This window comes from Streptomyces sp. col6 (genome assembly GCF_008042035.1).
Classification (GTDB): Bacteria; Actinomycetota; Actinomycetes; order Streptomycetales; family Streptomycetaceae; genus Streptomyces.
This window is the reverse complement of the sequence record NZ_RDBL01000027.1, coordinates 338,573-359,239: the sequence shown is the minus strand read 5'-3', so window position 1 is coordinate 359,239 and position 20,667 is coordinate 338,573. Positions and strand designations below refer to the sequence as shown.

The window sequence follows — 20,667 nt, the reverse complement described above, 5'->3', positions numbered from 1 at the left end:
TCATCGGAGCGGAAGGCAGGCAAGATGGGGGCGTGACCCTTATCGATCAGCTGCCCCCGACCGACGATCCCGACGCTCTCTTCGAGGCCTTCTCGTCCTGGACCGAGACGCAGGGGATCACCCTCTACCCCGCTCAGGAGGAGGCGCTGATCGAGGTGGTCTCCGGGGCCAACGTGATCCTTTCCACGCCCACGGGGTCCGGGAAGAGCCTGGTCGCGGCGGGTGCGCACTTCACGGCCCTGGCCCAGGACAAGGTCACCTTCTACACCGCGCCCATCAAGGCGCTGGTCTCGGAGAAGTTCTTCGACCTGTGCAAGCTGTTCGGTACGGAGAACGTCGGCATGCTCACCGGGGACGCCTCGGTCAACGCCGACGCCCCGGTGATCTGCTGCACCGCCGAGGTGCTGGCTTCCATCGCGCTGCGCGACGGGAAGTACGCGGACATCGGCCAGGTCGTGATGGACGAGTTCCACTTCTACGCGGAGCAGGACCGCGGCTGGGCGTGGCAGATCCCGATCCTGGAGCTTCCGCAGGCCCAGTTCGTCCTGATGTCGGCGACGCTCGGTGACGTCCGGATGTTCGAGGAGGACCTGACCCGGCGCACCGGCCGGCCCACCTCCGTGATCCGTTCGGCGACGCGTCCGGTGCCGCTGAGCTACGAGTACCGCCTGACGCCGATCACCGAGACGCTCACCGAGCTGCTGGACACCCGGCAGTCGCCGGTGTACATCGTCCACTTCACGCAGGCGGCCGCGGTGGAGCGGGCGCAGTCGCTGATGAGCATCAACATGTGCACCAAGGAGGAGAAGGAGAAGATCGCCGATCTCATCGGCAACTTCCGCTTCACCACCAAGTTCGGCCAGAACCTCTCGCGGTACGTGCGGCACGGCATCGGGGTGCATCACGCGGGCATGCTCCCCAAGTACCGCAGGCTGGTGGAGAAACTGGCGCAGGCGGGTCTGCTGAAGGTGATCTGCGGTACGGACACGCTCGGCGTCGGTGTGAACGTGCCGATCCGTACGGTGCTGTTCACCGCGCTCACCAAGTACGACGGCACCCGGGTGCGGACGCTGCGGGCGCGGGAGTTCCACCAGATCGCCGGCCGGGCCGGGCGCGCCGGCTTCGACACGGCGGGCTTCGTCGTCGCGCAGGCCCCCGAGCACGTCATCGAGAACGAGAAGGCGGTCAAGAAGGCCGGTGACGACCCGAAGAAGAAGCGGAAGGTCGTCCGCAAGAAGGCGCCCGAGGGCTTCGTGGCCTGGTCGGAGACCACGTTCGACAAGCTGATCCAGTCGGACCCGGAGCCGCTGACCTCGCGTTTCCGGGTCACGCACACGATGCTGCTGTCCGTGATCGCGCGCCCCGGCAACGCCTTCGAGGCGATGCGGCATCTGCTGGAGGACAACCACGAGCCTCGCCGGGCGCAGCTGCGGCACATCCGCCGGGCCATCGCGATCTACCGGTCGCTGCTGGACGGCGGTGTGGTGGAGCAGCTGGACGAGCCGGACGCGGAGGGCCGCATCGTGCGGCTGACCGTCGACCTCCAGCAGGACTTCGCGCTGAACCAGCCGCTGTCCACGTTCGCGCTGGCCGCGTTCGAGCTCCTGGACCCGGACTCGCCGTCGTACGCGCTGGACATGGTCTCCGTGGTGGAGTCGACGCTCGACGACCCGCGCCAGATCCTGGCCGCGCAGCAGAACAAGGCGCGCGGCGAGGCGGTCGGGCAGATGAAGGCCGACGGCATCGAGTACGAGGAGCGGATGGAGCTGCTCCAGGAGGTGACGTACCCGAAGCCGCTGAGCGAGCTGTTGTGGCATGCGTACGACGTCTACCGGCGCAGCCACCCGTGGGTGGGCGACCATCCGGTGTCGCCGAAGTCGGTGATCCGCGACATGTACGAACGGGCCATGACGTTCACGGAGTTCACGTCGAACTACGAGCTGGCGCGCACCGAGGGCATCGTGCTGCGGTATCTGGCGAGTGCGTACAAGGCGCTGGAACACACCATTCCGGACGACCTCAAGTCCGAGGACCTGGAGGATCTGATCGCCTGGCTGGGCGAGATGGTCCGTCAGGTCGACTCCAGTCTGCTCGACGAGTGGGAGCAGCTGGCCAACCCCGAGGTGGAGACGGCCGAGCAGGCTCAGGAGCGGGCGGACGAGGTCAAGCCGGTCACGGCGAACGCCCGCGCGTTCCGGGTCCTGGTACGCAACGCGATGTTCCGCCGGGTGGAGCTGGCCGCGCTGGACCGGGTCCGCGACCTCGGCGAGCTGGACGCGGACGCGGGCTGGGACGAGGACGCGTGGGGCGAGGCGATGGACGCGTACTGGGACGAGTACGAGGAGCTGGGCACCGGCCCGGACGCGCGCGGGCCGAAGCTGCTGAAGATCGACGAGGACGCGGCGCACGGCCTGTGGCGGGTCCGCCAGACGTTCGCCGACCCGAACGGCGACCATGACTGGGGCATCAGCGCGGAGGTCGACCTCGCCGCGTCGGACGAGGAGGGCCGGGCGGTCGTGCGGGTCACGTCCGTGGGCCAGCTGTGAGAGCGGAGAGGAACGGCATGACGAACCCCGCCGAGCGCCTGGTCGATCTGCTCGACCTGGAGCGGATCGAGGTCAACATCTTCCGGGGCCGGAGCCCCGACGAGTCGCTTCAGCGGGTCTTCGGCGGCCAGGTCGCGGGGCAGGCGCTGGTGGCGGCGGGCCGCACCACGGACGGGGACCGGCCGGTGCACTCGCTGCACGCGTACTTCCTGCGCCCGGGGCGTCCCGGGGTGCCGATCGTGTACGACGTGGAGCGCGTCCGGGACGGCAGGTCGTTCACCACCCGCCGGGTGACGGCGGTCCAGCAGGGCCGCACGATCTTCAACCTGACGGCGTCGTTCCACCGCCCGGAGGAGGCGGGCTTCGAGCACCAGCTGCCGCCCGCCCGGGTGGTGCCGGACCCGGAGGAGCTGCCGACGGTCGCCGAGGAGGTGCGCGAGCACCTGGGCGGGCTGCCGGAGGCGCTGGAACGGATGGCGCGGCGCCAGCCGTTCGACATCCGCTACGTGGACCGGCTGCGCTGGACCCGCGACGAGATCAAGGACGCGGATCCGCGCAGCGCGGTGTGGATGCGTGCGGTGGGGCCGCTGGGCGACGATCCGCTGGTGCACACCTGCGCGCTGACGTACGCGAGCGACATGACGCTGCTGGACGCGGTCCGCATTCCGGTGGAACCGCTGTGGGGGCCGCGCGGCTTCGACATGGCGTCGCTGGACCACGCGATGTGGTTCCACCGGCCGTTCCGGGCGGACGAGTGGTTCCTGTACGACCAGGAGTCGCCGGTCGCCACGGGCGGGCGGGGTCTGGCGCGCGGCCGGATCTACGACCGGGCGGGCAATCTGCTGGTGTCGGTGGTGCAGGAGGGCCTGTTCCGGCGGCTGGGCGACGCGCCGTCCGCGTAACGGCTCAGGTCCCGGGCAGCACGTCCTGCTCGACCTCGTGCCGCCGGTGACGGATGTCGGGCGGCGCGGGGTGCAGTTTGGCGTCGCAGGTGGGGCCGAGACCGGTGCGGCGGGAGTCCGTGCCGGTGAGCGGGCGTCCGCACAGGCGGCAGCGCACGACGCGGGGGCCGGTCGCCTCGGCGGTGCCGGGCAGGGGCTCGGCTTCTGGTGACTCCACGTCGTCATCCTCTCAGGCGGCGGGGCTACTGTTCGACTTCCCGATCACCACAACGGAGGAGTGCAGGTGGCCACCGTCCTGAAAGTGAGTCCCGTAGCCACGGGGAAGAAGGCGCGGAAGGGTGCGGCGGTGACGGCCCCCGTCTCGCCCTTCAGCCATGTCGTCACCGTCAGGGACGAACCCGCCGGGGAGTCGCGGACGCTGGCCCATCTGGAGCGCGAACTGCCGCCGGGCGGCATACCGGACTACCTCGCCGCCCGTAAGACCGGGGCGCGCTCCTTCGTCCTGTGGGCCGACCCGGAGCGGCGCGCAAGGCTGGCGACCGTCGTCACCACGTCGGCCATCGACGGGGTGTCGGCGTATCAGGTGCTGGGCGGTTACGGCGAGGTGCTCGGCTCGGTCGTCCGTGAGAAGGCCTGCTCGGGCAAGGGCCTGCGCACCCGCTGGACGGTCGCGCAGACCGGCTGCCCCGAGGCCGTCGGCCTCAAGGGCCGGATCTTCTGGTGGTACCTGTGGTGGCTGCTGTTCCCCCTGTGGGTGGCGATCTGTGTGGGGAGCCTCCTGGGAGGCGGCGGCGACGTACCGCGCGGCCCCCGGCGCATCCGCTGGCGTGCCGCCGGCGAGACCCCGCTGGAGTTCTGGTCGGACGGTGAGGTCGTCGTGCACGCGCAGTGGGCCGACCAGCGGCTGGCGGCGGCGCTGACGGCGCTGGTCACCTCGTTCGACAGCTGGCTCGGCATGCCCTGGGACGACAAGCGGGAGTGACGGGCCGGGAGGAGCGACAGAAGGCACGCCCGGTGTGATGAACACTCAGAATCCGTCTGGGTAGGACTACTCATACGCCGCACGCCTCCGCCGCCTAACCTCGCACACATGTTCACGACCCCCGAACGCGGTGCCCGCTCCTCCGGCCGCACCGTTGTCCTCACCGCCGCCGCCCTGGTGACGGCGGTCCTGTCCGTCGCCGCCGTCATCGCCGGGAACCGGGTGTGGCAGGGCGCGCCGTATCCCACCGTCGACCCCGACGCCGTCGCGCAGCGGATCAAGGACCGGTCGGACTGGGTGTACGAGGGCTTCGCGCTGTCCGGGAAGTACGCCGCGAGTCCGGGCACCGTCGCCACCGGCAGCTGCTACTACCGGGGGCTCAGGAGCGTCGCCCACATCGACCAGCCACGCGACGACGTCTACAGCTTCGGCCTCGGCTGGAGCGTGCCCGACGTCCCCGAGGCGACCGCCGAGGAGGCACAGCGGCGGGTGCGCGGCCGGCTGGAGCAGCAGGGCTGGAAGGTCAGTTACGAGGGCGACCGCTCCGGGGCGACCTTCCGTGAGCGGGGATACCGGTTCCTGAGCCCCGACGGCTCCGACAAGGTCGACGTCCGGTGGAACACCTCGACCACGACTCTGTTCGTCAGCGTGTACGCGCCGTGCGGGCAGGTGCCCGACGGCTTCAGCGGGTACAACTGGCCCGCCGCGCGCTGGTCCCCGAAGGAGCGGGCGGCCGGGAGCTGAGGGCGGCTGATCCGATCGGGCGATCCCGGCCGCCGACTGCACCCCACAGCGCGAGCCCTCGCGTGCGTGTCGCGCGGGGCCACGGAAGGTGGTCGCGCGCGCTGCTGTGCGGGTCGCTTCCGGCGCCCGGGGCGCGCCCGAGGAGGCGGGTCGATGACGGCGGATCAGGTGTACGTGGGGCTCGGGCTGATCGTGGTCCTCGCGGTCGGTTCGCAGCTGCTGGCGAGCCGGCTGCGGGTACCGGCGCTGCTCGTCCTGCTGCCGGCCGGTTTCACCGCCGGGGCGCTCACCGACGACGTCGACCCGGAACGGCTGCTCGGCCCCGCCTTCTCGCCCCTGGTGTCGCTGGCGGTGGCGGTCATCCTGTACGACGCCGGCCTGGGGCTGGACCTGAAGAGGCTCAAGGGGCACAACCGGCGGGTGGTGGTCCGGCTGCTGTGGCTGGGGGCGCTGCTGACCCTGGTCTCCGCCGCGCTCTTCGCCGTCCCGGTGCTGGACATGTCGGCGCAGGCGGCGGTCATGCTCGCGGCGATCCTCGTCGTGTCCGGCCCGACCGTCGTGGGGCCGCTGCTCGCCTTCGTACGGCCCACCGAACGGCTGCAGCGCATTCTCGTCTGGGAGGGCTCACTGATCGACCCGGTCGGCGGGATCCTGGGGGCGCTCGTCTTCCACGGGGTCCTCGCGGGCAGCAGGCCCGGGTTCGGCAGCGGGCTCGGCCACTTCCTGGCCAGCACGGCGGTGGGCGTCGGGGCGGGCGCTGCCGGGGCGGCGGTCCTGTGGCTGGTTCTGACGCGGGTGCGGCTCGGCGAGGAGCTGGCGACGTCGGTGCAACTGGCCGCCGTGATCGGGGTGGCCGCCGCCTGCGACGCGTTGCGCGACGACACGGGGCTGATCTCCGCCGTCGTCATGGGGATGGCCATGGCCAATCTGCCGGGCCTCGACCTGCCCACGCGCCGGCCGTTCTTCGAGACGCTTGTCTCCCTGATCATCGGGCTGCTGTTCGTCTCCATCTCGGCGACGGTGACACCGGCTTCGCTGCGACATGTGGTGCTGCCCTCGCTGGCGCTGGTCGCCCTGCTCGTCCTGGTGACCAGGCCGCTGATCGCCCACCTCGCGGCGGCCGGGACCGATGTGCCGGGGCGGGAACGGTGGTTCATCGGCTGGATGGCGCCCCGGGGCATCGTCGCAGCAGCCACCGCCTCCACGTTCTCGGCGGAACTCGCCGCGCACCACGTCGGCGGTGCCGAGCGCATCCTGCCCGCCACCTTCGTGGTGATCGTCGCGACGGTCATGCTCTACGGCCTGACGGCGTTCCCGATGGCGCGGCGGCTCGGGGTGCTGCGGCCCGCCCGGTCCAGGCCCCTCCTGGTGGGCGGGGCGCCCTGGGCCGTCGACCTGGCGCGCGGCCTGCGTGCGGCGGGGCTCGACGTGCTGATGTGGGCGGGCGCGGACGAGGAGCGGGCGCGGATCGAGGCGGCCGGACTGGAGCTGGTGCCCGGTGAACTGCTGGCCTCGGCCACCGGCGCCGGGGCGGAGCTGGAGGGGATCACCTCGGTGCTGCTGCTGACCGAGGAGGACGACTTCAACGCGCTGGCCTCACTCACGCTCCGGGAGAGCGTAGAGGGGACGGTCGGGCGGCTGGCGCCCGCTTCCGCGAGCCATGGCGTGGTGGCCCCGTACACCGCGGGCGACTCCCTCTTCGGGGCGGGCCTCACCCGTCCCGAGATCGCCGGGAAGTACGAGGCGGGGGCGCGCGTGGTGACGCGGGCGGCGGACGGCCCGCCGTCGGCCGGTGAGCATGTGCTGTTCGTGGTGCGTCCGGAGGGACTGCTCGTCCCGGTCACGGACAGCGGTCGCCCGGAGTCCGCCCCGGGCGACACGCTCGTACTGCTGAGGGAGCCGTGAGGCCCGCTCACGCCCTCGCGCGGTTGTCCCCGCCCGTGCAGAGCGCCCAGATGATGAAGACGTCGATGGCGATGAGCACGATGGACCACAGCGGATAGTGCGGCAGCCACGCGAAGTTGGCGAGTGCGCCGAGGCCGGCGAGGATCACGCCGACGACGCGCGCCCAGAGGGCTCCGGTGAACAGGGCGCAGCCCGCCAGCACGATGACGATGCCGAGGATGAGGTGGATCCAGCCCCAGCCGGTCAGATTGAACTGGAAGATGTAGTTGCGCGTGGCGACGAATACGTCGTCCTTGGCGATGGCGGAGATCCCCTGGAAGATCGCCATGGCACCACCGAAGATCATCAGGATCGCCGCGAAGGCGGTCCAGCCCGTCCTCAGAGGATGATGTGATCCGCCGGTGCCGTGTGCCGCCGCCGGTGCGCTGCCCGTGTTGGCCATGTCTGGCCTCCTTTGCTGGCACGGTCGCCCGGTGGAAACGGGTACCGGACCGGGCGTTCCGCTTCCAGCGTGACACGGCCGGGCGTGTCCGGCAGCCGGGCGGGCAGGGGCGGGGTGGCGCCCGTCGCCCGGCCCCCGGTCGGCGGCTATGATCACGCCGCCGCACGCCGGTACGTGCGGAGGGGTGGACGCCTCCGGCGCCGGACCCCGTCGTTCCGCGGAAGGACCCTGCCCCATGACCGAGATCGTGCCCCTGTCCGGACCCGAGCTGGTCACCTACGCCGATGAGCTGGGCGCGCTGCTGGTGGAGACGGTGGAGGCCGGCGCCTCCGTGGGATTCCTCGCGCCCCTGGACCGGGACACGGCCGCCGAGTGGTGGCGTGTCCGCGCCGCCTCCGTGGAGGCGGGGCAGGTGCAGGTGTGGGTCGCCCGGGACGGGGGGCGCGTCGCGGGCACGATCGGCCTGGCCCGTGCGCCGCTGCCCAATGCCCGCCATCGCGCGGAGGTGGCCAAGCTGATGGTCCGCCCTTCGGCGCGCGGACAGGGTCTCGGCAGGCAGTTGCTGACCGCGGTCGAGCGCGCGGCGGCCGAGGAGGGCATCACGCTGCTGATCCTGGACACCGAGAGCGGAAGCCCGGCGGAGCGGCTGTACCGGGCGGCGGGCTGGACGGAGTGCGGGTCCGTCCCGGACTACGCGGGCGACCCGGCCGGGGTCCTGAAGCCGACGACCTTCTACTACAAGGCGGTCGGCGTCGTGGCGGAGGGCGGCCGGGGGTGAGAATGATCCCCGAAGACACCGACGAGGAGACATCCATGACGCTGTACGACATTCCGCTGCGCACCCTCTCCGGCGAGCCGACGTCGCTGGGCGACTACCGCGGCCGGGCGGTGCTGCTGGTGAACGTGGCATCCAAGTGCGGTCTGACCCCGCAGTACGCCGGTCTGGAGCGGCTCCAGAAGGAGTACGGGGACCGGGGTCTCACCGTGCTCGGTGTGCCGTGCAACCAGTTCGGCGGCCAGGAGCCGGGGAGCGCGGAGGAGATCGAGACCTTCTGCTCGACGACGTACGGGGTGAGCTTCCCGCTGCTGGAGAAGACCGAGGTCAACGGCGAGGGCCGGCACCCGCTGTACGTGGAGCTGACCCGGCTCGCGGACGCCGCCGGAGAGGCCGGGGACGTCCAGTGGAATTTCGAGAAGTTCCTGATCTCCCCGGCGGGTGAGCCGGTGGCCCGTATCCGCCCGCGCACCGAGCCGGACGCCCCGGAGCTGGTGGCGGCGATCGAGGCCCAGCTGCCGGCCTAGGGCCTGTCTCAGGCGCGGCTCAGCAGCAGGGAACCCTTGGGGTAGGTGGCGTCTCCGGCCACGTTCGTGATCTGGACGCGGACGGGGGTGCCCTCCTTGATGTTGCCGGTCCTCCACGGCGTGCAGTAGGGCGAGGTGTGGCCGCGCGTGGTGGCGACGCGGTCCCAGGTGCCGTCGCGGTCTATGTCGAGCTTCACCTCGATGCTCCAGCCGTCGGCCTCCGTGTCGCAGGCGCGAATCGAGTCCCCGGGGGCGGCGCCGTACGGATCGGCGTTCCACTCCCCGTAGCCGCCGAACACCGCGTCGACCGTGCGAGGCTCGGCGGAGGCCGTCGCCGGCACGGTGACGACGAGCCCGAACGCCGCGGCGGCGACCGCCACGACCCGTCCAGCACCGGACCCCACCATGTCTGCCCCCTCCATCACCCGGTCACGATCTCCACGGGGAATCTACAGGTACATGGCAGGAGCACACCATCGTGACGGCGAACGCGATCGGCCCCCGTCCCCCGGGAGTGGTCCGGGGGACGGGGGCCGATCGCGTACGCGAACCGCGAAGTGCGGTCAGCGGATGGGCATACCGGACAGGGTGCGGGCGATGACCAGACGCTGGATCTCGCTCGTCCCCTCGAAGATCGTGTAGATCGCGGCGTCCCGGTGCATGCGCTCCACGGGGTACTCGCGGGTGAAGCCGTTGCCGCCGAGGATCTGGATGGCCTGGGCGGTGACCTTCTTGGCCGTCTCGCTCGCGTACAGCTTGGACATGGAGCCCTCGGCCGACTCGAACGGCTTGCCGGTGGTGGCCATCCAGGAGGCGCGCCACACCAGCAGCCGGGCCGCGTCGATCTGGGTCCGCATGTCGGCGAGCTGGAAGGCGACGCCCTGGTTGTCGATGATCGGGCGGCCGAACTGGGTGCGCGTCTTCGCGTAGTCCAGCGCCACCTCGTACGCGGCACGGGCGGTGCCGACCGCCATCGCGCCGACGGCCGGGCGGGAGGCCTCGAAGGTGGCCATCGCCGCGTTCTTCACACGCTCGCCACCGGTGGCGGCGCGCTCGCGGGCGCGGGCCAGGCGCTGGTCGAGCTTCTCCTTGCCCCCGAGCAGGCAGTGCCCCGGGACGCGCACGTCCTCCAGGACGACCTCGGCGGTGTGCGAGGCGCGGATGCCGTGCTTCTTGAACTTCTGGCCCTGGGAGAGACCGGGGGTGTCCGGCGGGACGATGAAGGAGGCGTGCCCCTTGGAGCCGAGCTCGGGGTCGACGACCGCGACCACCACGTGGACGTTGGCGATTCCGCCGTTGGTCGCCCAGGTCTTGGTGCCGTTGAGCACCCACTCGTCCTTGGCCTGGTCGTAGACCGCGCGGGTGCGCATCGAGGCGACGTCGGAGCCGGCGTCGGGCTCGGAGGAGCAGAAGGCCGCGACCTTCACGTCGTCGGCGTCCCCGTACATCTGCGGGATCCAGGTGCCGATCTGCTCCTCGGTGCCGTTGGCGAGGACGCCGACGGCCGCCAGGCCCGTACCGACGATCGACAGGGCGATGCCCGCGTCGCCCCAGAACAGCTCTTCCATGGCCATCGGGATGCCGAGGCCCGTAGGATCGAAGAACTGCTGGGCGTAGAAGTCGAGGGAGTAGATTCCGACCTTCGCCGCCTCCTGGATGACGGGCCAGGGAGTTTCCTCACGCTCGTCCCACTCCGAGGCGGCCGGACGGATCACGTCCGCGGCGAAGCCGTGGAGCCAGTCGCGGACCTGCTTCTGGTCGTCGTTGAGCTCGAGCGTGAACTCGGCCATGTTCCCCTCCACGTGCTGTCGTCGAAACGCTTGGTTACTTGCGGTAACAACAGTCTGTTACCGGCAAGTAGCCTCTGTCAACCACATGAGACGCCATCCGCACCGCGCCGGACAGGGTGTTACGTTGCGCAGGCACGACGGACAGCACGGTCAGGGGCGGGAGAGACGACGTGGAGACCACACGACAGGCCGCGCGCCAGCGGAGCACGGCCGAGGGCCGCCGCCGCGAGCTGCTGGAGGCCGCCGACCGCGTGGTGCTCAGGGACGGCCCCGGCGCCTCGATGAACGCCATCGCGGCGGAGGCCGGGATCACCAAGCCGATCCTCTACCGGCACTTCGGCGACAAGGGCGGGCTCTACCGCGCCCTCGCCAAACGGCACACCGACGCGTTGCTGAGCGCCCTGCGCGCCGCGCTCGACGCCCCCGCCGACCGGCGCGCCCGGGTCGAGTCGACGCTCGACACCTACCTCGCGGCGATCGAGGCCCGCCCCCAGGTCTACCGCTTCCTGATGCACCCGTCCGACGACGCGACCCCCTCCCCCGAGCAGGGCTTCGACGTCGGCCGGCACTCCGCACCGCTGCTGCGCCGGCTGGGCGAGGAACTGGCCACCGTCATCGCCGAGCGGGTGGACCTCGGCCCGGACAGCGAGGCGATGGCCCGCATCTGGGGCCATGGCATCGTCGGCATGATGCACGCGGCAGGCGACTGGTGGCTGGGCGAACGCCCTTGCTCGCGCGAGCAGTTGGTCCGCAGCCTGGCCGACCTCCTCTGGGGAAGGCTGGCCGCGGCGGGCGACCGCGCGGACGGCCCCGGCTTCTGACGGCCGGTCAGCCCTGGCGCGCCCACGACGCCCGGCGCGCCGCGCGCAGCACCCGCGCCCGGCGCAGCCCGGTCAGCCGGTCGGTGTAGACCCGGCCCTCCAGGTGGTCGCACTCGTGCTGGAGGCAGCGGGCGAAGAATCCGGTGCCGTCGATCCGGACCGGCTCGCCGGTCATCGTGACGCCCTCGACCACCGCGTGGTCGAAGCGCGGGGTGCCGGCCTCGAGGCCGGGGAGCGAGAGGCAGCCCTCGGAGCCGCGCACCGTGATCCCGTCCGCCTCCACGAGGACGGGGTTCACCACGTGACCGAGGTGGCGCACGTCCTCGTCGTCGGGGCAGTCGAAGACGAACACCCGTGACGGCACACCGATCTGGTTGGCGGCGAGCCCGACGCCCCGTGCCGCGTACATCGTGGCGTACATGTCCTCGACGAGCCGGGCGAGCGAGGGGCCGAACGCCGTGACCGGTTCGCACGCCGCGTGCAGGACCGGGTCGCCGAGCAGGCTCATGGTGCGGACGATTCCGGAGCTGCCGGGGATGGGGCGGTTGCGCATGGCGGTCATCGTACGTTCCGCGAGGTGCCGCCCAGGACGCCGGACGGCCCGCCCGGAGCCTGCGTCAACGCCCTGGTCCCGGTCACTCGTGCGGGGGCGGCCGGCCGTGGGCGATCATGGGCGGATGAACACCCGCTTCCTCGGTATCGCCGAGCTGTCCGCGCCCCCGTCCGTGGCGGTCGTCGTCGACGTCATGCGCGCTTACACCGTGGCGGCCTGGGCCTTCGCCCGGGGCGCGGAGAAGATCGTGCTCGCCGGCTCACTGGACGAAGCGCTGGCGCTCAAGGGCCGCCACCCGGACTGGGTGGCACTCAAGGACGGGGCGCCCGCGCCCGGGTTCGATGCCGTCAACTCGCCGGCGCTGCTGCGCTCGCGGGACCTGGGCGGCCGGACCGTGGTGCAGAAGACCACGGCGGGGACGGTCGGTGCCCTCGCGGTGAAGGACGCGTCGTTGGTGCTGTGCGCCGGCTTCGTGGTGGCGGAGGCGACGGCCCGGCTGCTGCGGGAGCGCGGCTGCGACGACGTCACCTTCGTGGTCACCGGCGAGGAGGGGCGCGCCGAGGAGGATCTGGCGTGCGCCCAGTACATCGCCCGCAGGGCCGCCGGTGAGGCGGTGGACGCGGCGCCGTACCTGCGCCGGGCCGGGGACTCGCGCGCCGCCGCCGAACTGGCGCAGGGCGTGCGCGAGGGGGCCCACCCCGATGACGTGGCACTCTGCCTCGAACTCGACCGGTTCCCCTTTGCCATGGTGGCGACGCCGGAAGACTCCCTCATGGTGCTGCGCCCGTACACCGCCCCATAGAAGCTGTTCACATATCCGATCACCAAACACATGCATGACCATTGACGTGCCCATGGCATCACTCTACGGTCGACGGAAAGCGCTTGCACCACACCGGACGGCAGCCCGTTCGGTTCACTCCCCCCACCTGGAGTCGAAGATGCAGCTCAAACCTGTTCTCGCATGTGCCGGACTGCTGGCGGGCTCGCTCGCCGCCCTGGGTGCCACCGCGCAGGCCTCCCCGACCGAAGAAAACGCTTCCGTTCAGCTGGCGGCCGCCGCGCTGTACGTCGCACCGGGCGGTACCGCCGACGCCGCCGGTACCGAATCGGACCCCACCACACTGGCCTCGGCGATCAGCCGGGTGGACGCCGGCGGGACGATCTACCTGCGCGGGGGTACGTACCACTACGGGCAGACGGTCACCGTGCCACCGGGCAACGACGGCACGTCGGGCGCCCGCACCACCATGGCCGCCTACCCGGGTGAGAAGCCGGTGCTGAACTTCTCGGAGATGAGCGAGGACCCGGCCAACCGCGGACTCGCCGTGAACGGCGCCTACTGGCACATCGACGGCCTCACGGTCGAGCACGCCGGCGACAACGGCATCTTCGTCGGCGGCAGCAACAACGTCATCGAGCACGTCGTGACGCGCTTCAACCACGACTCCGGCCTGCAGATCTCCCGTATCTCCTCCAGCACCCCCGACGACGAGTGGCCCGCGAACAACCTCGTCCTCAGCTCGGAGTCGCACGACAACGCCGACTCCGACGGCGAGGACGCCGACGGCTTCGCCGCCAAGCTCACCGCGGGCCCCGGCAACGTGTTCCGCTACGCCGTCTCCCACAACAACATCGACGACGGCTGGGACCTGTACACCAAGACGGACACCGGTCCGATCGGCCCGGTGACCATCGAGGACTCGCTCAGCTACGACAACGGCACGCTCTCCGACGGAACCGTGAACGAGGACGGCGACCGCAACGGGTTCAAGCTCGGCGGCGACGACATCAAGGTCAACCACGTCGTGCGGCGCAACATCGCCTACAACAACGGGCACCACGGCTTCACGTACAACAGCAACCCCGGCTCGATGGCCGTGTCCGACAACGTCGGCATCGACAACGCGGAGCGCAACTTCTCCTTCGACAAGGGCACCTCGGTGTTCCGCTCCAACACCTCCTGCCGCAGCGGTGACGGCTCCAACGACAAGACCGTCGGCGACGCGGACGGCTCCAACCAGTTCTGGTCCGGGTCGAACGGCTCCCGGTGCTCCGCGTACTCCGGCGCCCTCGCCTGGTCGTTCGCGTCCGACGGCCACCTGGTCGTGTCCTTCGGCGGGAACGTGGTCACTCCGTAACGCGTGCGCGGTGCCGGGAGCGGACCGCTCCCGGCACCGCCGCCGCCTCACTCCTCCCGCAGGCTCGTGACCAGGTCGCGCGGCAGGCCGTGGGTGTCGTGGAGGTAGTGCAGGTCCTCCTCGGTCAGCGGCCCCCTGAACCGCGGCCGGGCCAGCACCTGCCGCCCCCGCTCCAGGAGCCGCACGAACCGGCGCTCCTCCCCGTCCAGCACCCGCAGCACCTCGCCGGGGTCCAGGTCCTGCCGGAAGCGGTCCAGGGTGTGCCGGACCAGCTCGGCCGGCAGATCGCCCAGCGTGCGCGAGGAATCGTCGCGCCGGAGCACGGTCAGGACCCGTCGCAGCAGGCGGCGCAGCACGTACCCGCGCCCGGTGGCGGCCGGGCGCACCCCGTCGCCGAGGATGACGACGGCGGAGCGCAGATGGTCGCAGACCAGCCGCAGCGAGGGTTCGTCCAGCGGCCACAGGGCCGGTACGAGCCGGCGCCAGGGGTCGAAGACATCGCACTCGAACACCGACCGCCGGCCCTGGAGCAGCGAGGCCAGCCGCTCCAGACCGAGCCCGGTGTCGACATTGCGCTGCGGCAGCGGCACCAGCGATCCGTCGTCGAGCCTGCGGTGGCTCATCGTGACGTGGTTCCACACCTCCACCCATCGGTCGTCGCCCGTGGGCGTGGAGACGGGCGTCCCCTCGCCGCTCCACAGGAAGATCTCCGAGTCGGGGCCGCACGGCCCGACCGGCCCGTTGGACCACCAGTTGTCCTCGACGGTCGGTTCCACGGGCACGCCCAGGTCCTGCCACACCCGCAGCGAGGCGGTGTCCCGCTCGGTGCGGTCGTCACCGGCGTACACGGTGGCGTGCAGCCGGCCGGGGTCGATTCCCAGGCCCTCGGTGAGCAGCCCGTAGCCCCACTCCAGGCTCCGCGGCCCCTCGTAGTCGCCCAGCGACCAGCTGCCGAGCATCTCGAACACGGTCAGATGGGTGGCGTCGCCGACCTCGTCCAGGTCGGTGGTGCGCAGACAGCGCTGCCGGTTGACGAGCCGGCTGCCGAGCGGATGCGGACGGCCCTCCAGGTACGGGGTGAGCGGATGCATCCCGGATGTGGTGAAGAGCACGGGGTCGCCGGGCGGCGGCAGCAGGGTGGAACCGGTGATGCGGCGGTGGCCGCGCTCCTCGAAGTACTCGATGAAGGTACGGGCCAGCTGTTCGGTGTCCATGGGGACGGCTCCTTCGCGCGATCGCGGAAGGCGCCGGAGAACGGGACCGTTCGGTCACCCGGCCGGGGAGAATCTCCTCGGCACCACCGACGGACCGTTTCCGGTCGCCGGTGGAAGGGAAAGTCAGACGGCGGCAACCGGCGAGCTGGTCGCTCGCGCGGTCGCGGTGGTGGTGATGCCGTTGACGTCCATACGCCGACGGTAACGCGCCCCCGGCCGCCCGTGCACCCGGATTCCGTCGCCGACGGGCCCGTGGAGAACGCGACGGCCCGCTCACGCGTCCTCCATTCCAAGGGAAGTCCGCGTGCCGGACGGTGCCGCCGTACGGTCACAGTGCCGGACATCGATAGGCTGGGCGGCGGACCGATGCAAGGAGGATCTAGGACGATGGCAGGCAACACGGAGCCGTTGTCGCCGCGGGCCAAGCTGGCCGTGACGGCGGGCAAGGCCGCTGCGGCGGTGTCGCGGGCGGCCGGGCGGGGCAGCGGATCGGTGATCGGCGGCCGGGTGGCGCTCAAGCTCGACCCCGACCTGCTCGGGCGGCTGGCGCAGCACCTGGACGTGATCCTCGTGTCGGCGACGAACGGCAAGACGACCACCACACGGCTGATCGCCGAGGCGCTGCGTGCCGCGGGCCCGGTCGTGTCGAACGCGCTGGGCGCCAACATGCCCGCGGGCATTACCTCGGCGCTGGCCGGCGGCTCGGACGCGCAGTACGGCGTGATCGAGGTCGACGAGAAGTACCTCGCCGGCGTCGCCCGCGACACGACGCCCAAGGTGATCGCGCTGCTCAACCTCTCGCGCGACCAGCTGGACCGCGCCGCGGAGACCCGGATGCTGGCCGAGAAGTGGCGTGAGGGGCTGTCCGGCTCGAAGGCCGTGATCGTCGCCAACGCCGACGACCCGCTGATCGTCTGGGCCGCCTCCTCCTCCCCGAACGTGGTGTGGGTCGCGGCCGGCCAGGCGTGGAAGGACGACGCCTGGTCCTGCCCGTCCTGCGGCGGCGTCATGCAGCGCCCCGGCGACGACTGGTTCTGCGGCGAGTGCGGTTTCCGCCGTCCGCCGCCGAGCTGGGTACTGCACGGCGACTACGTGCTCGACCCGCACGGTTCGGCGTGGCCGATCCACCTCCAGCTCCCCGGCCGCGCGAACAAGGCCAACGCCACCAGCTCGGCGGCCGTCGCCGCCGTCTTCGGTGTGCCGCCGCAGGTCGCCCTGGAGCGCATGTACCAGGTGCAGGCCGTCGCCGGCCGCTACGACGTGGTGAGCTTCCTCGGCCGTGAGCTGCGGCTGCTGCTGGCGAAGAACCCGGCGGGCTGGCTGGAGACGTTCTCGCTGATCGACCCGCCGCCCACCCCGGTGATCCTGTCCGTGAACGCGCGCGGCGCGGACGGCACGGACACCTCGTGGCTGTGGGACGTGGACTACACCCAGCTCGCGGGCCACCCGATCTTCGTGCTCGGCGACCGCAAGCTGGACCTCGCGGTCCGTCTCGAAGTGGCCGGACTCGACTTCCGGGTCTGCGAGAACCTCGACGAGGCCGTGCAGCAGGCACCGCCCGGACGCATCGAGGTCATCGCCAACTACACCGCCTTCCAGGATCTGCGCCGCCGTGTCGGCAACTGACCCCGGCCCCGGGCCCCTCCGGAGAGGACGAAGCATGAGCAACAACAGCCTGCGGCTGGTGTGGGTCTACCCGGACCTGCTGAGCACCTACGGCGACCAGGGCAACGCCCTGGTGGTGGAGCGCCGGGCCCGTCAGCGCGGCCTCGATGTCGCGCGCGTCGACGTGCGCAGCGACCAGCCGGTGCCCACGTCGGGCGACATCTATCTGATCGGCGGCGGCGAGGACCGGCCGCAGCGGCTGGCGGCGGAGCGGCTGCGCCGCGACGGCGGCCTCAGCCGGGCGGCGTCCAACGGCGCGATCATCTTCTCGGTCTGCGCCGGGTACCAGATCCTCGGCCACGAGTTCATCAACGACCTCGGTGAGCGCGAGCAGGGTCTCGGTCTGCTGGACGTGGTCTCGACCCGCGGCGAGGGTGCGCGGTGCGTCGGTGACGTGCTCGCGGACATCGAGCCGCAGCTGGGGCTTCCGCCGCTCACCGGGTTCGAGAACCACCAGGGCGTCACGCATCTCGGGCCGACGGCACGGCCGTTCGCGCGGGTGCGGTTCGGCCGGGGCAACGGCACGGGCGACGGTACCGAGGGCGCGTTCAACGACACGGTGTTCGGCACGTACATGCACGGTCCCGTGATGGCACGGAACCCCATGATCGCGGACCTGCTGCTGAAGCTGGCCCTCGATGTGAACGCCCTGCCGCCGACCGACGACCGGTGGTACGAGGCGCTGCGCGCGGAGCGCGTCGCCGCGGCCACGCAGCCCGCCTGACCAGGCATTTCACCCATGGTCCGATGAGGGGCAAGCAGCTCAGTTGAGCGGCGTCCAGCAGGCGGACGCCGGGTTCGGTCCCGCCACCCTGCGCCGGTAGGGTGGCGGGGATCCAACCGGACGACGTGGTCCGGTCGTCGGCCCACGTTGCAAAGGTTTCCCGGGCAATGCGAATTGGTGTGCTCACCTCCGGCGGCGACTGCCCCGGCCTCAATGCCGTCATCCGGTCCGTCGTCCACCGCGCTGTGGTCGACCACGGCGACGAGGTCATCGGTTTCCACGACGGGTGGCGGGGCCTCCTGGAGTGCGACTACCGCAAGCTCGACCTGGACGCCGTGGGCGGCATCCTGGCCCGGGGCGGTACGATCCTCGGCTCCTCCCGGGTCCAGCCGGCGCATCTGCGCGGGGGCGTCGAGACGGCCCGGGGCCACGTCAAGGACCTCGGTCTCGACGCGATCATCCCGATCGGCGGCGAGGGCACCCTCAAGGCGGCGAACCTGCTCTCCGAGGCGGGGCTGCCGATCGTCGGGGTCCCGAAGACCATCGACAACGACATCGCCTCCACCGACGTGACCTTCGGCTTCGACACCGCGGTCGGCGTCGCCACCGAGGCGCTCGACCGGCTGAAGACCACCGCCGAGTCGCACCAGCGCGTCATGATCGTCGAGGTCATGGGCCGCCACACCGGCTGGATCGCCCTGCACTCGGGCATGGCGGCCGGCGCGCACGCCGTCGTCGTCCCGGAGCGCCCCTTCGACATCGACGAGCTGACCGAGGTCGTGGGCCGCCGCTTCTCGGCCGGCAAGAAGTTCGCGATCGTCGTGGTCGCGGAGGGCGCGAAGCCGCGCGAAGGCTCCATGGACTTCCAGTCGGGCGCCAAGGACGTCTACGGCCACGAGCGCTTCACGGGCGTGGCGACCCAGCTCTCCGTCGAGCTGGAGCAGCGTCTCGGCAAGGAGGCCCGCCCGGTGATCCTCGGCCACGTCCAGCGCGGCGGCACGCCGACCGCGTACGACCGCGTCCTCGCGACCCGCTTCGGCTGGCACGCGGTGGAGGCGGCGCACCGCGGCGAGTTCGGCATGATGACCGCGCTGCGCGGTACGGACATCACGATGGTGCCCCTGGCGCACGCCGTGGAGACCCTGAAGACGGTCCCCGCCGCCCGGTACGCCGAGGCGGAGTGCGTGCTCTGAGCCCGACACCCCGACCCGAGACCGCCCCCGGCCGCATCAGCGGCCGGGGGCGGTTCTACTCTGGTCGGGACAACCAGCACGAAACAGGGACGTCCCGGCGTTCCCATCGGGAGTGAACAGATGGATCACAGCGGGCACGGCATGAACATGGACCTGCCGCCGTTCACGCTGGGGCGCGGACTCCACTTCTCCGCGGACCCGTTCTTCCTGATCGGCTGCGTCCTCGCCGTGCTGCTGTACGGATACGGGGTACTGCGGCTGCGCAGGCGGGGCGACGCGTGGCCGGTGGGCCGCACGGTCCTGTTCGTAATCGGTGTGCTGACCATCGCGCTGGTGATGTGCACCCGGCTCAACGACTACGGCATGGTCATGTTCAGCGTGCACATGGTGCAGCACATGGTGATCAGCATGCTGTCGCCGATCCTGCTGCTGCTGGGCGCGCCGGTGACGCTGGCGCTGCGCGCCCTCCCCGTCGCGCGGCGGGGCAGCAAGGGGCCGCGCGAGCTGCTCCTGATGCTGCTGCACAGCCGGTACATGAAGATCGTCACGCATCCGGCGTTCACGATCCCGCTGTTCATCGCCAGCCTGTACGGCCTGTACTTCACGCCGCTCTTCGACTACCTGATGGGCTCGACGACCGGCCACCTCGTGATGATGGTCCACTTCCTGGCGGTCGGCCTGTTCTTCTTCTGGCCGATCATGGGCGTCGACCCCGGGCCGCACCGGCCCGGCTATGTGATGCGGATGCTGGAGCTGTTCGCCGGGATGCCGTTCCACGCCTTCTTCGGGATCGCGCTCATGATGGCGTCCACGCCGATGGTCGAGGTGTACAAGAACCCGCCGGCCTCGCTCGGCATCGACGCGCTGTCCGACCAGAGCGCGGCGGGCGGCATCGCCTGGGCGTTCAGCGAGATCCCGTCGGTGGTTGTCCTGGTGGCCCTGGTGTTCCAGTGGTACCGCTCGGAACAGCGCACGGCGAAGCGCACGGACCGGGCCGCGGACCGCGACGGGGACCAGGAGCTGCAGGCGTACAACGCGTATCTCGCGTCGTTGCAGGCGCGCGGACAGTAGCGGTAACCCCTCCTTTCGGGTGACCATGGGCTGGACGGCCGCGCGGCCGATGAGGAGGGTGCGCGCATGTCCGGATCCACGAAGACGATGGGGATGCTCACCGCCGGCGCCCTGGTGGCGGTGACCGCCTACACGGTGGCCCTGGGAAGCAACGGCTGGCTCTGGTTCGGCTGGGTGGTGCTGGGACTGATCACGATCGGGATGGCGGCTACGCGGGAGACGTGAGGCGCGCCGGCTCCCCGTCGACCGCGTCGCGCACGGCGGCGTGCCGGAGGCCGAGCGCATGGCCCTCGTCGCTCCACCGTCGGATTCTCGCCCCGGAGGGCACTGCCTGTCCGGTCCTGCCGCCAGTAATCGGTCATGGCCGACGACTGCGCCCACGAACGGCGGCGGCCGCGGCCGTTCCGCGCTCCGGGAGCACGGGACCCCGGGGTGGAGCGCTCCCATCCGGTGGGTCCGGGCCGGGCGGACGGCGATTCCGGCAGCGTTTCGCCGGGGTGAACCAGTGCATACGGTGACCGGTCGCGGCCCGCTCCTGCCGGGCTGCCGGGCCGCGCGACCGGCCTCTCCGGCTCGGCCGGCCGCCGGGACGCGGGGATGCGTTGACGCGTACACCTTCGCGCCCGGCGACGGGGATGCGAACGCCGCAAACACCCCCGGGCGGCCCTCGCC

General features: G+C 71.4%; 21 protein-coding genes. 15 read left to right on the top strand and 6 right to left on the bottom strand.

Annotated features, from left to right (window positions below; genetic code table 11):
* Positions 1-32 precede the first annotated feature (32 nt).
* Positions 33-2,546, top strand: a complete 2,514-nt coding sequence (locus EAO73_RS28845; RefSeq protein ID WP_147974444.1) for a DEAD/DEAH box helicase — start codon at positions 33-35, stop codon at positions 2,544-2,546.
* A gap of 17 nt (positions 2,547-2,563) precedes the next feature.
* Positions 2,564-3,448 carry an acyl-CoA thioesterase gene (locus EAO73_RS28840; RefSeq protein ID WP_147974443.1) on the top strand — a complete coding sequence of 295 codons (885 nt, stop codon included), beginning with the start codon at positions 2,564-2,566 and terminating at the stop codon, positions 3,446-3,448.
* Between the two features lie 4 nt (positions 3,449-3,452).
* On the opposite strand, the gene EAO73_RS28835 is transcribed toward EAO73_RS28840, so the two are convergent.
* Positions 3,453-3,665, bottom strand: coding sequence for a DUF6011 domain-containing protein (locus tag EAO73_RS28835; protein ID WP_147974442.1), 213 nt, complete (start codon positions 3,663-3,665; stop codon positions 3,453-3,455).
* Positions 3,666-3,749: 84 nt separating this feature from the next.
* Between EAO73_RS28835 and EAO73_RS28830 the strand changes: the two genes are divergently transcribed.
* The 3 genes from EAO73_RS28830 (at position 3,750) to EAO73_RS28820 (ending at position 7,079) form a co-directional block, all read left to right on the top strand.
* Positions 3,750-4,430, top strand: coding sequence for a hypothetical protein (locus EAO73_RS28830; protein ID WP_224756499.1), 681 nt, complete (start codon positions 3,750-3,752; stop codon positions 4,428-4,430).
* A gap of 108 nt (positions 4,431-4,538) precedes the next feature.
* Entirely contained in the window at positions 4,539-5,174 is a 636-nt protein-coding gene (locus EAO73_RS28825; protein ID WP_147974440.1) for a hypothetical protein, read from the top strand.
* Between the two features lie 153 nt (positions 5,175-5,327).
* On the top strand, positions 5,328-7,079 hold the full coding sequence (locus EAO73_RS28820; protein WP_147974439.1) for a cation:proton antiporter: 1,752 nt from the start codon (positions 5,328-5,330) through the stop codon (positions 7,077-7,079).
* Between the two features lie 7 nt (positions 7,080-7,086).
* Here the strand turns inward: EAO73_RS28820 and EAO73_RS28815 are convergent, their stop codons facing one another.
* On the bottom strand, positions 7,087-7,521 hold the full coding sequence (locus EAO73_RS28815; RefSeq protein WP_147974438.1) for a hypothetical protein: 435 nt from the start codon (positions 7,519-7,521) through the stop codon (positions 7,087-7,089).
* Between the two features lie 235 nt (positions 7,522-7,756).
* Between EAO73_RS28815 and EAO73_RS28810 the strand changes: the two genes are divergently transcribed.
* A complete protein-coding gene (locus EAO73_RS28810; protein WP_147974437.1) occupies positions 7,757-8,299 on the top strand; it encodes a GNAT family N-acetyltransferase in 543 nt (180 codons plus the stop codon).
* A 35-nt stretch (positions 8,300-8,334) separates the two neighbouring features.
* Complete coding sequence (locus EAO73_RS28805) at positions 8,335-8,823, top strand: glutathione peroxidase (RefSeq protein ID WP_147974436.1); 489 nt, start codon at positions 8,335-8,337, stop codon at positions 8,821-8,823.
* Between the two features lie 8 nt (positions 8,824-8,831).
* On the opposite strand, the gene EAO73_RS28800 is transcribed toward EAO73_RS28805, so the two are convergent.
* Positions 8,832-9,230 carry a hypothetical protein gene (locus tag EAO73_RS28800; RefSeq protein ID WP_147974435.1) on the bottom strand — a complete coding sequence of 133 codons (399 nt, stop codon included), beginning with the start codon at positions 9,228-9,230 and terminating at the stop codon, positions 8,832-8,834.
* Between the two features lie 156 nt (positions 9,231-9,386).
* Positions 9,387-10,613 (bottom strand): acyl-CoA dehydrogenase family protein, encoded by a 1,227-nt coding sequence (locus EAO73_RS28795; RefSeq protein WP_147974434.1) that lies wholly within the window; start codon positions 10,611-10,613, stop codon positions 9,387-9,389.
* 170 nt (positions 10,614-10,783) lie between these two features.
* On the opposite strand from EAO73_RS28795, the gene EAO73_RS28790 reads away from it, so the two are divergent.
* A complete protein-coding gene (locus EAO73_RS28790; RefSeq protein WP_132903617.1) occupies positions 10,784-11,434 on the top strand; it encodes a TetR family transcriptional regulator in 651 nt (216 codons plus the stop codon).
* A gap of 7 nt (positions 11,435-11,441) precedes the next feature.
* On the opposite strand, the gene def is transcribed toward EAO73_RS28790, so the two are convergent.
* Entirely contained in the window at positions 11,442-11,987 is a 546-nt protein-coding gene (gene def / locus EAO73_RS28785; RefSeq protein ID WP_191134265.1) for a peptide deformylase, read from the bottom strand.
* A 124-nt stretch (positions 11,988-12,111) separates the two neighbouring features.
* On the opposite strand from def, the gene EAO73_RS28780 reads away from it, so the two are divergent.
* Entirely contained in the window at positions 12,112-12,789 is a 678-nt protein-coding gene (locus tag EAO73_RS28780) for a 2-phosphosulfolactate phosphatase (RefSeq protein WP_147974432.1), read from the top strand.
* A 139-nt stretch (positions 12,790-12,928) separates the two neighbouring features.
* The gene (locus EAO73_RS28775; protein WP_191134264.1) at positions 12,929-14,128 is read left to right on the top strand and encodes a right-handed parallel beta-helix repeat-containing protein; all 1,200 of its coding nucleotides are present in this window, start codon (positions 12,929-12,931) and stop codon (positions 14,126-14,128) included.
* 47 nt (positions 14,129-14,175) lie between these two features.
* Here the strand turns inward: EAO73_RS28775 and EAO73_RS28770 are convergent, their stop codons facing one another.
* On the bottom strand, positions 14,176-15,342 hold the full coding sequence (locus EAO73_RS28770) for an alanine--tRNA ligase-related protein (RefSeq protein WP_147974431.1): 1,167 nt from the start codon (positions 15,340-15,342) through the stop codon (positions 14,176-14,178).
* A 387-nt stretch (positions 15,343-15,729) separates the two neighbouring features.
* On the opposite strand from EAO73_RS28770, the gene EAO73_RS28765 reads away from it, so the two are divergent.
* From EAO73_RS28765 to EAO73_RS36175, 5 genes are all read left to right on the top strand, one after another.
* Positions 15,730-16,968: a Mur ligase family protein gene (locus tag EAO73_RS28765; protein ID WP_136205529.1), complete on the top strand. Its 1,239-nt coding sequence runs from the start codon at positions 15,730-15,732 to the stop codon at positions 16,966-16,968.
* Positions 16,969-17,002: 34 nt separating this feature from the next.
* Positions 17,003-17,731 carry a type 1 glutamine amidotransferase gene (locus tag EAO73_RS28760; protein ID WP_147974430.1) on the top strand — a complete coding sequence of 243 codons (729 nt, stop codon included), beginning with the start codon at positions 17,003-17,005 and terminating at the stop codon, positions 17,729-17,731.
* A 167-nt stretch (positions 17,732-17,898) separates the two neighbouring features.
* Positions 17,899-18,924, top strand: a complete 1,026-nt coding sequence (locus EAO73_RS28755; protein ID WP_147974429.1) for a 6-phosphofructokinase — start codon at positions 17,899-17,901, stop codon at positions 18,922-18,924.
* A gap of 120 nt (positions 18,925-19,044) precedes the next feature.
* Positions 19,045-19,995 carry a cytochrome c oxidase assembly protein gene (locus tag EAO73_RS28750; RefSeq protein WP_147974428.1) on the top strand — a complete coding sequence of 317 codons (951 nt, stop codon included), beginning with the start codon at positions 19,045-19,047 and terminating at the stop codon, positions 19,993-19,995.
* 66 nt (positions 19,996-20,061) lie between these two features.
* Positions 20,062-20,220: a hypothetical protein gene (locus EAO73_RS36175; RefSeq protein ID WP_191134263.1), complete on the top strand. Its 159-nt coding sequence runs from the start codon at positions 20,062-20,064 to the stop codon at positions 20,218-20,220.
* Positions 20,221-20,667: the final 447 nt, after the last annotated feature.

What these genes read in the sequence shown, in the direction of transcription:
- EAO73_RS28840 (WP_147974443.1), top strand. Translation starts at nt 2,564, where the DNA reads ATGACGAACCCCGCCGAGCGCCTGGTCGATCTGCTCGACCTGGAGCGG.
- EAO73_RS28825 (WP_147974440.1), top strand. Translation starts at nt 4,539, where the DNA reads ATGTTCACGACCCCCGAACGCGGTGCCCGCTCCTCCGGCCGCACCGTT.
- EAO73_RS28820 (WP_147974439.1), top strand. Translation starts at nt 5,328, where the DNA reads ATGACGGCGGATCAGGTGTACGTGGGGCTCGGGCTGATCGTGGTCCTC.
- EAO73_RS28815 (WP_147974438.1), bottom strand. Translation starts at nt 7,521, where the DNA reads ATGGCCAACACGGGCAGCGCACCGGCGGCGGCACACGGCACCGGCGGA.
- EAO73_RS28810 (WP_147974437.1), top strand. Translation starts at nt 7,757, where the DNA reads ATGACCGAGATCGTGCCCCTGTCCGGACCCGAGCTGGTCACCTACGCC.
- EAO73_RS28805 (WP_147974436.1), top strand. Translation starts at nt 8,335, where the DNA reads ATGACGCTGTACGACATTCCGCTGCGCACCCTCTCCGGCGAGCCGACG.
- EAO73_RS28800 (WP_147974435.1), bottom strand. Translation starts at nt 9,230, where the DNA reads ATGGTGGGGTCCGGTGCTGGACGGGTCGTGGCGGTCGCCGCCGCGGCG.
- EAO73_RS28795 (WP_147974434.1), bottom strand. Translation starts at nt 10,613, where the DNA reads ATGGCCGAGTTCACGCTCGAGCTCAACGACGACCAGAAGCAGGTCCGC.
- def (WP_191134265.1), bottom strand. Translation starts at nt 11,987, where the DNA reads ATGCGCAACCGCCCCATCCCCGGCAGCTCCGGAATCGTCCGCACCATG.
- EAO73_RS28780 (WP_147974432.1), top strand. Translation starts at nt 12,112, where the DNA reads ATGAACACCCGCTTCCTCGGTATCGCCGAGCTGTCCGCGCCCCCGTCC.
- EAO73_RS28775 (WP_191134264.1), top strand. Translation starts at nt 12,929, where the DNA reads ATGCAGCTCAAACCTGTTCTCGCATGTGCCGGACTGCTGGCGGGCTCG.
- EAO73_RS28770 (WP_147974431.1), bottom strand. Translation starts at nt 15,342, where the DNA reads ATGGACACCGAACAGCTGGCCCGTACCTTCATCGAGTACTTCGAGGAG.
- EAO73_RS28765 (WP_136205529.1), top strand. Translation starts at nt 15,730, where the DNA reads ATGGCAGGCAACACGGAGCCGTTGTCGCCGCGGGCCAAGCTGGCCGTG.
- EAO73_RS28760 (WP_147974430.1), top strand. Translation starts at nt 17,003, where the DNA reads ATGAGCAACAACAGCCTGCGGCTGGTGTGGGTCTACCCGGACCTGCTG.
- EAO73_RS28755 (WP_147974429.1), top strand. Translation starts at nt 17,899, where the DNA reads ATGCGAATTGGTGTGCTCACCTCCGGCGGCGACTGCCCCGGCCTCAAT.
- EAO73_RS28750 (WP_147974428.1), top strand. Translation starts at nt 19,045, where the DNA reads ATGGATCACAGCGGGCACGGCATGAACATGGACCTGCCGCCGTTCACG.
- EAO73_RS36175 (WP_191134263.1), top strand. Translation starts at nt 20,062, where the DNA reads ATGTCCGGATCCACGAAGACGATGGGGATGCTCACCGCCGGCGCCCTG.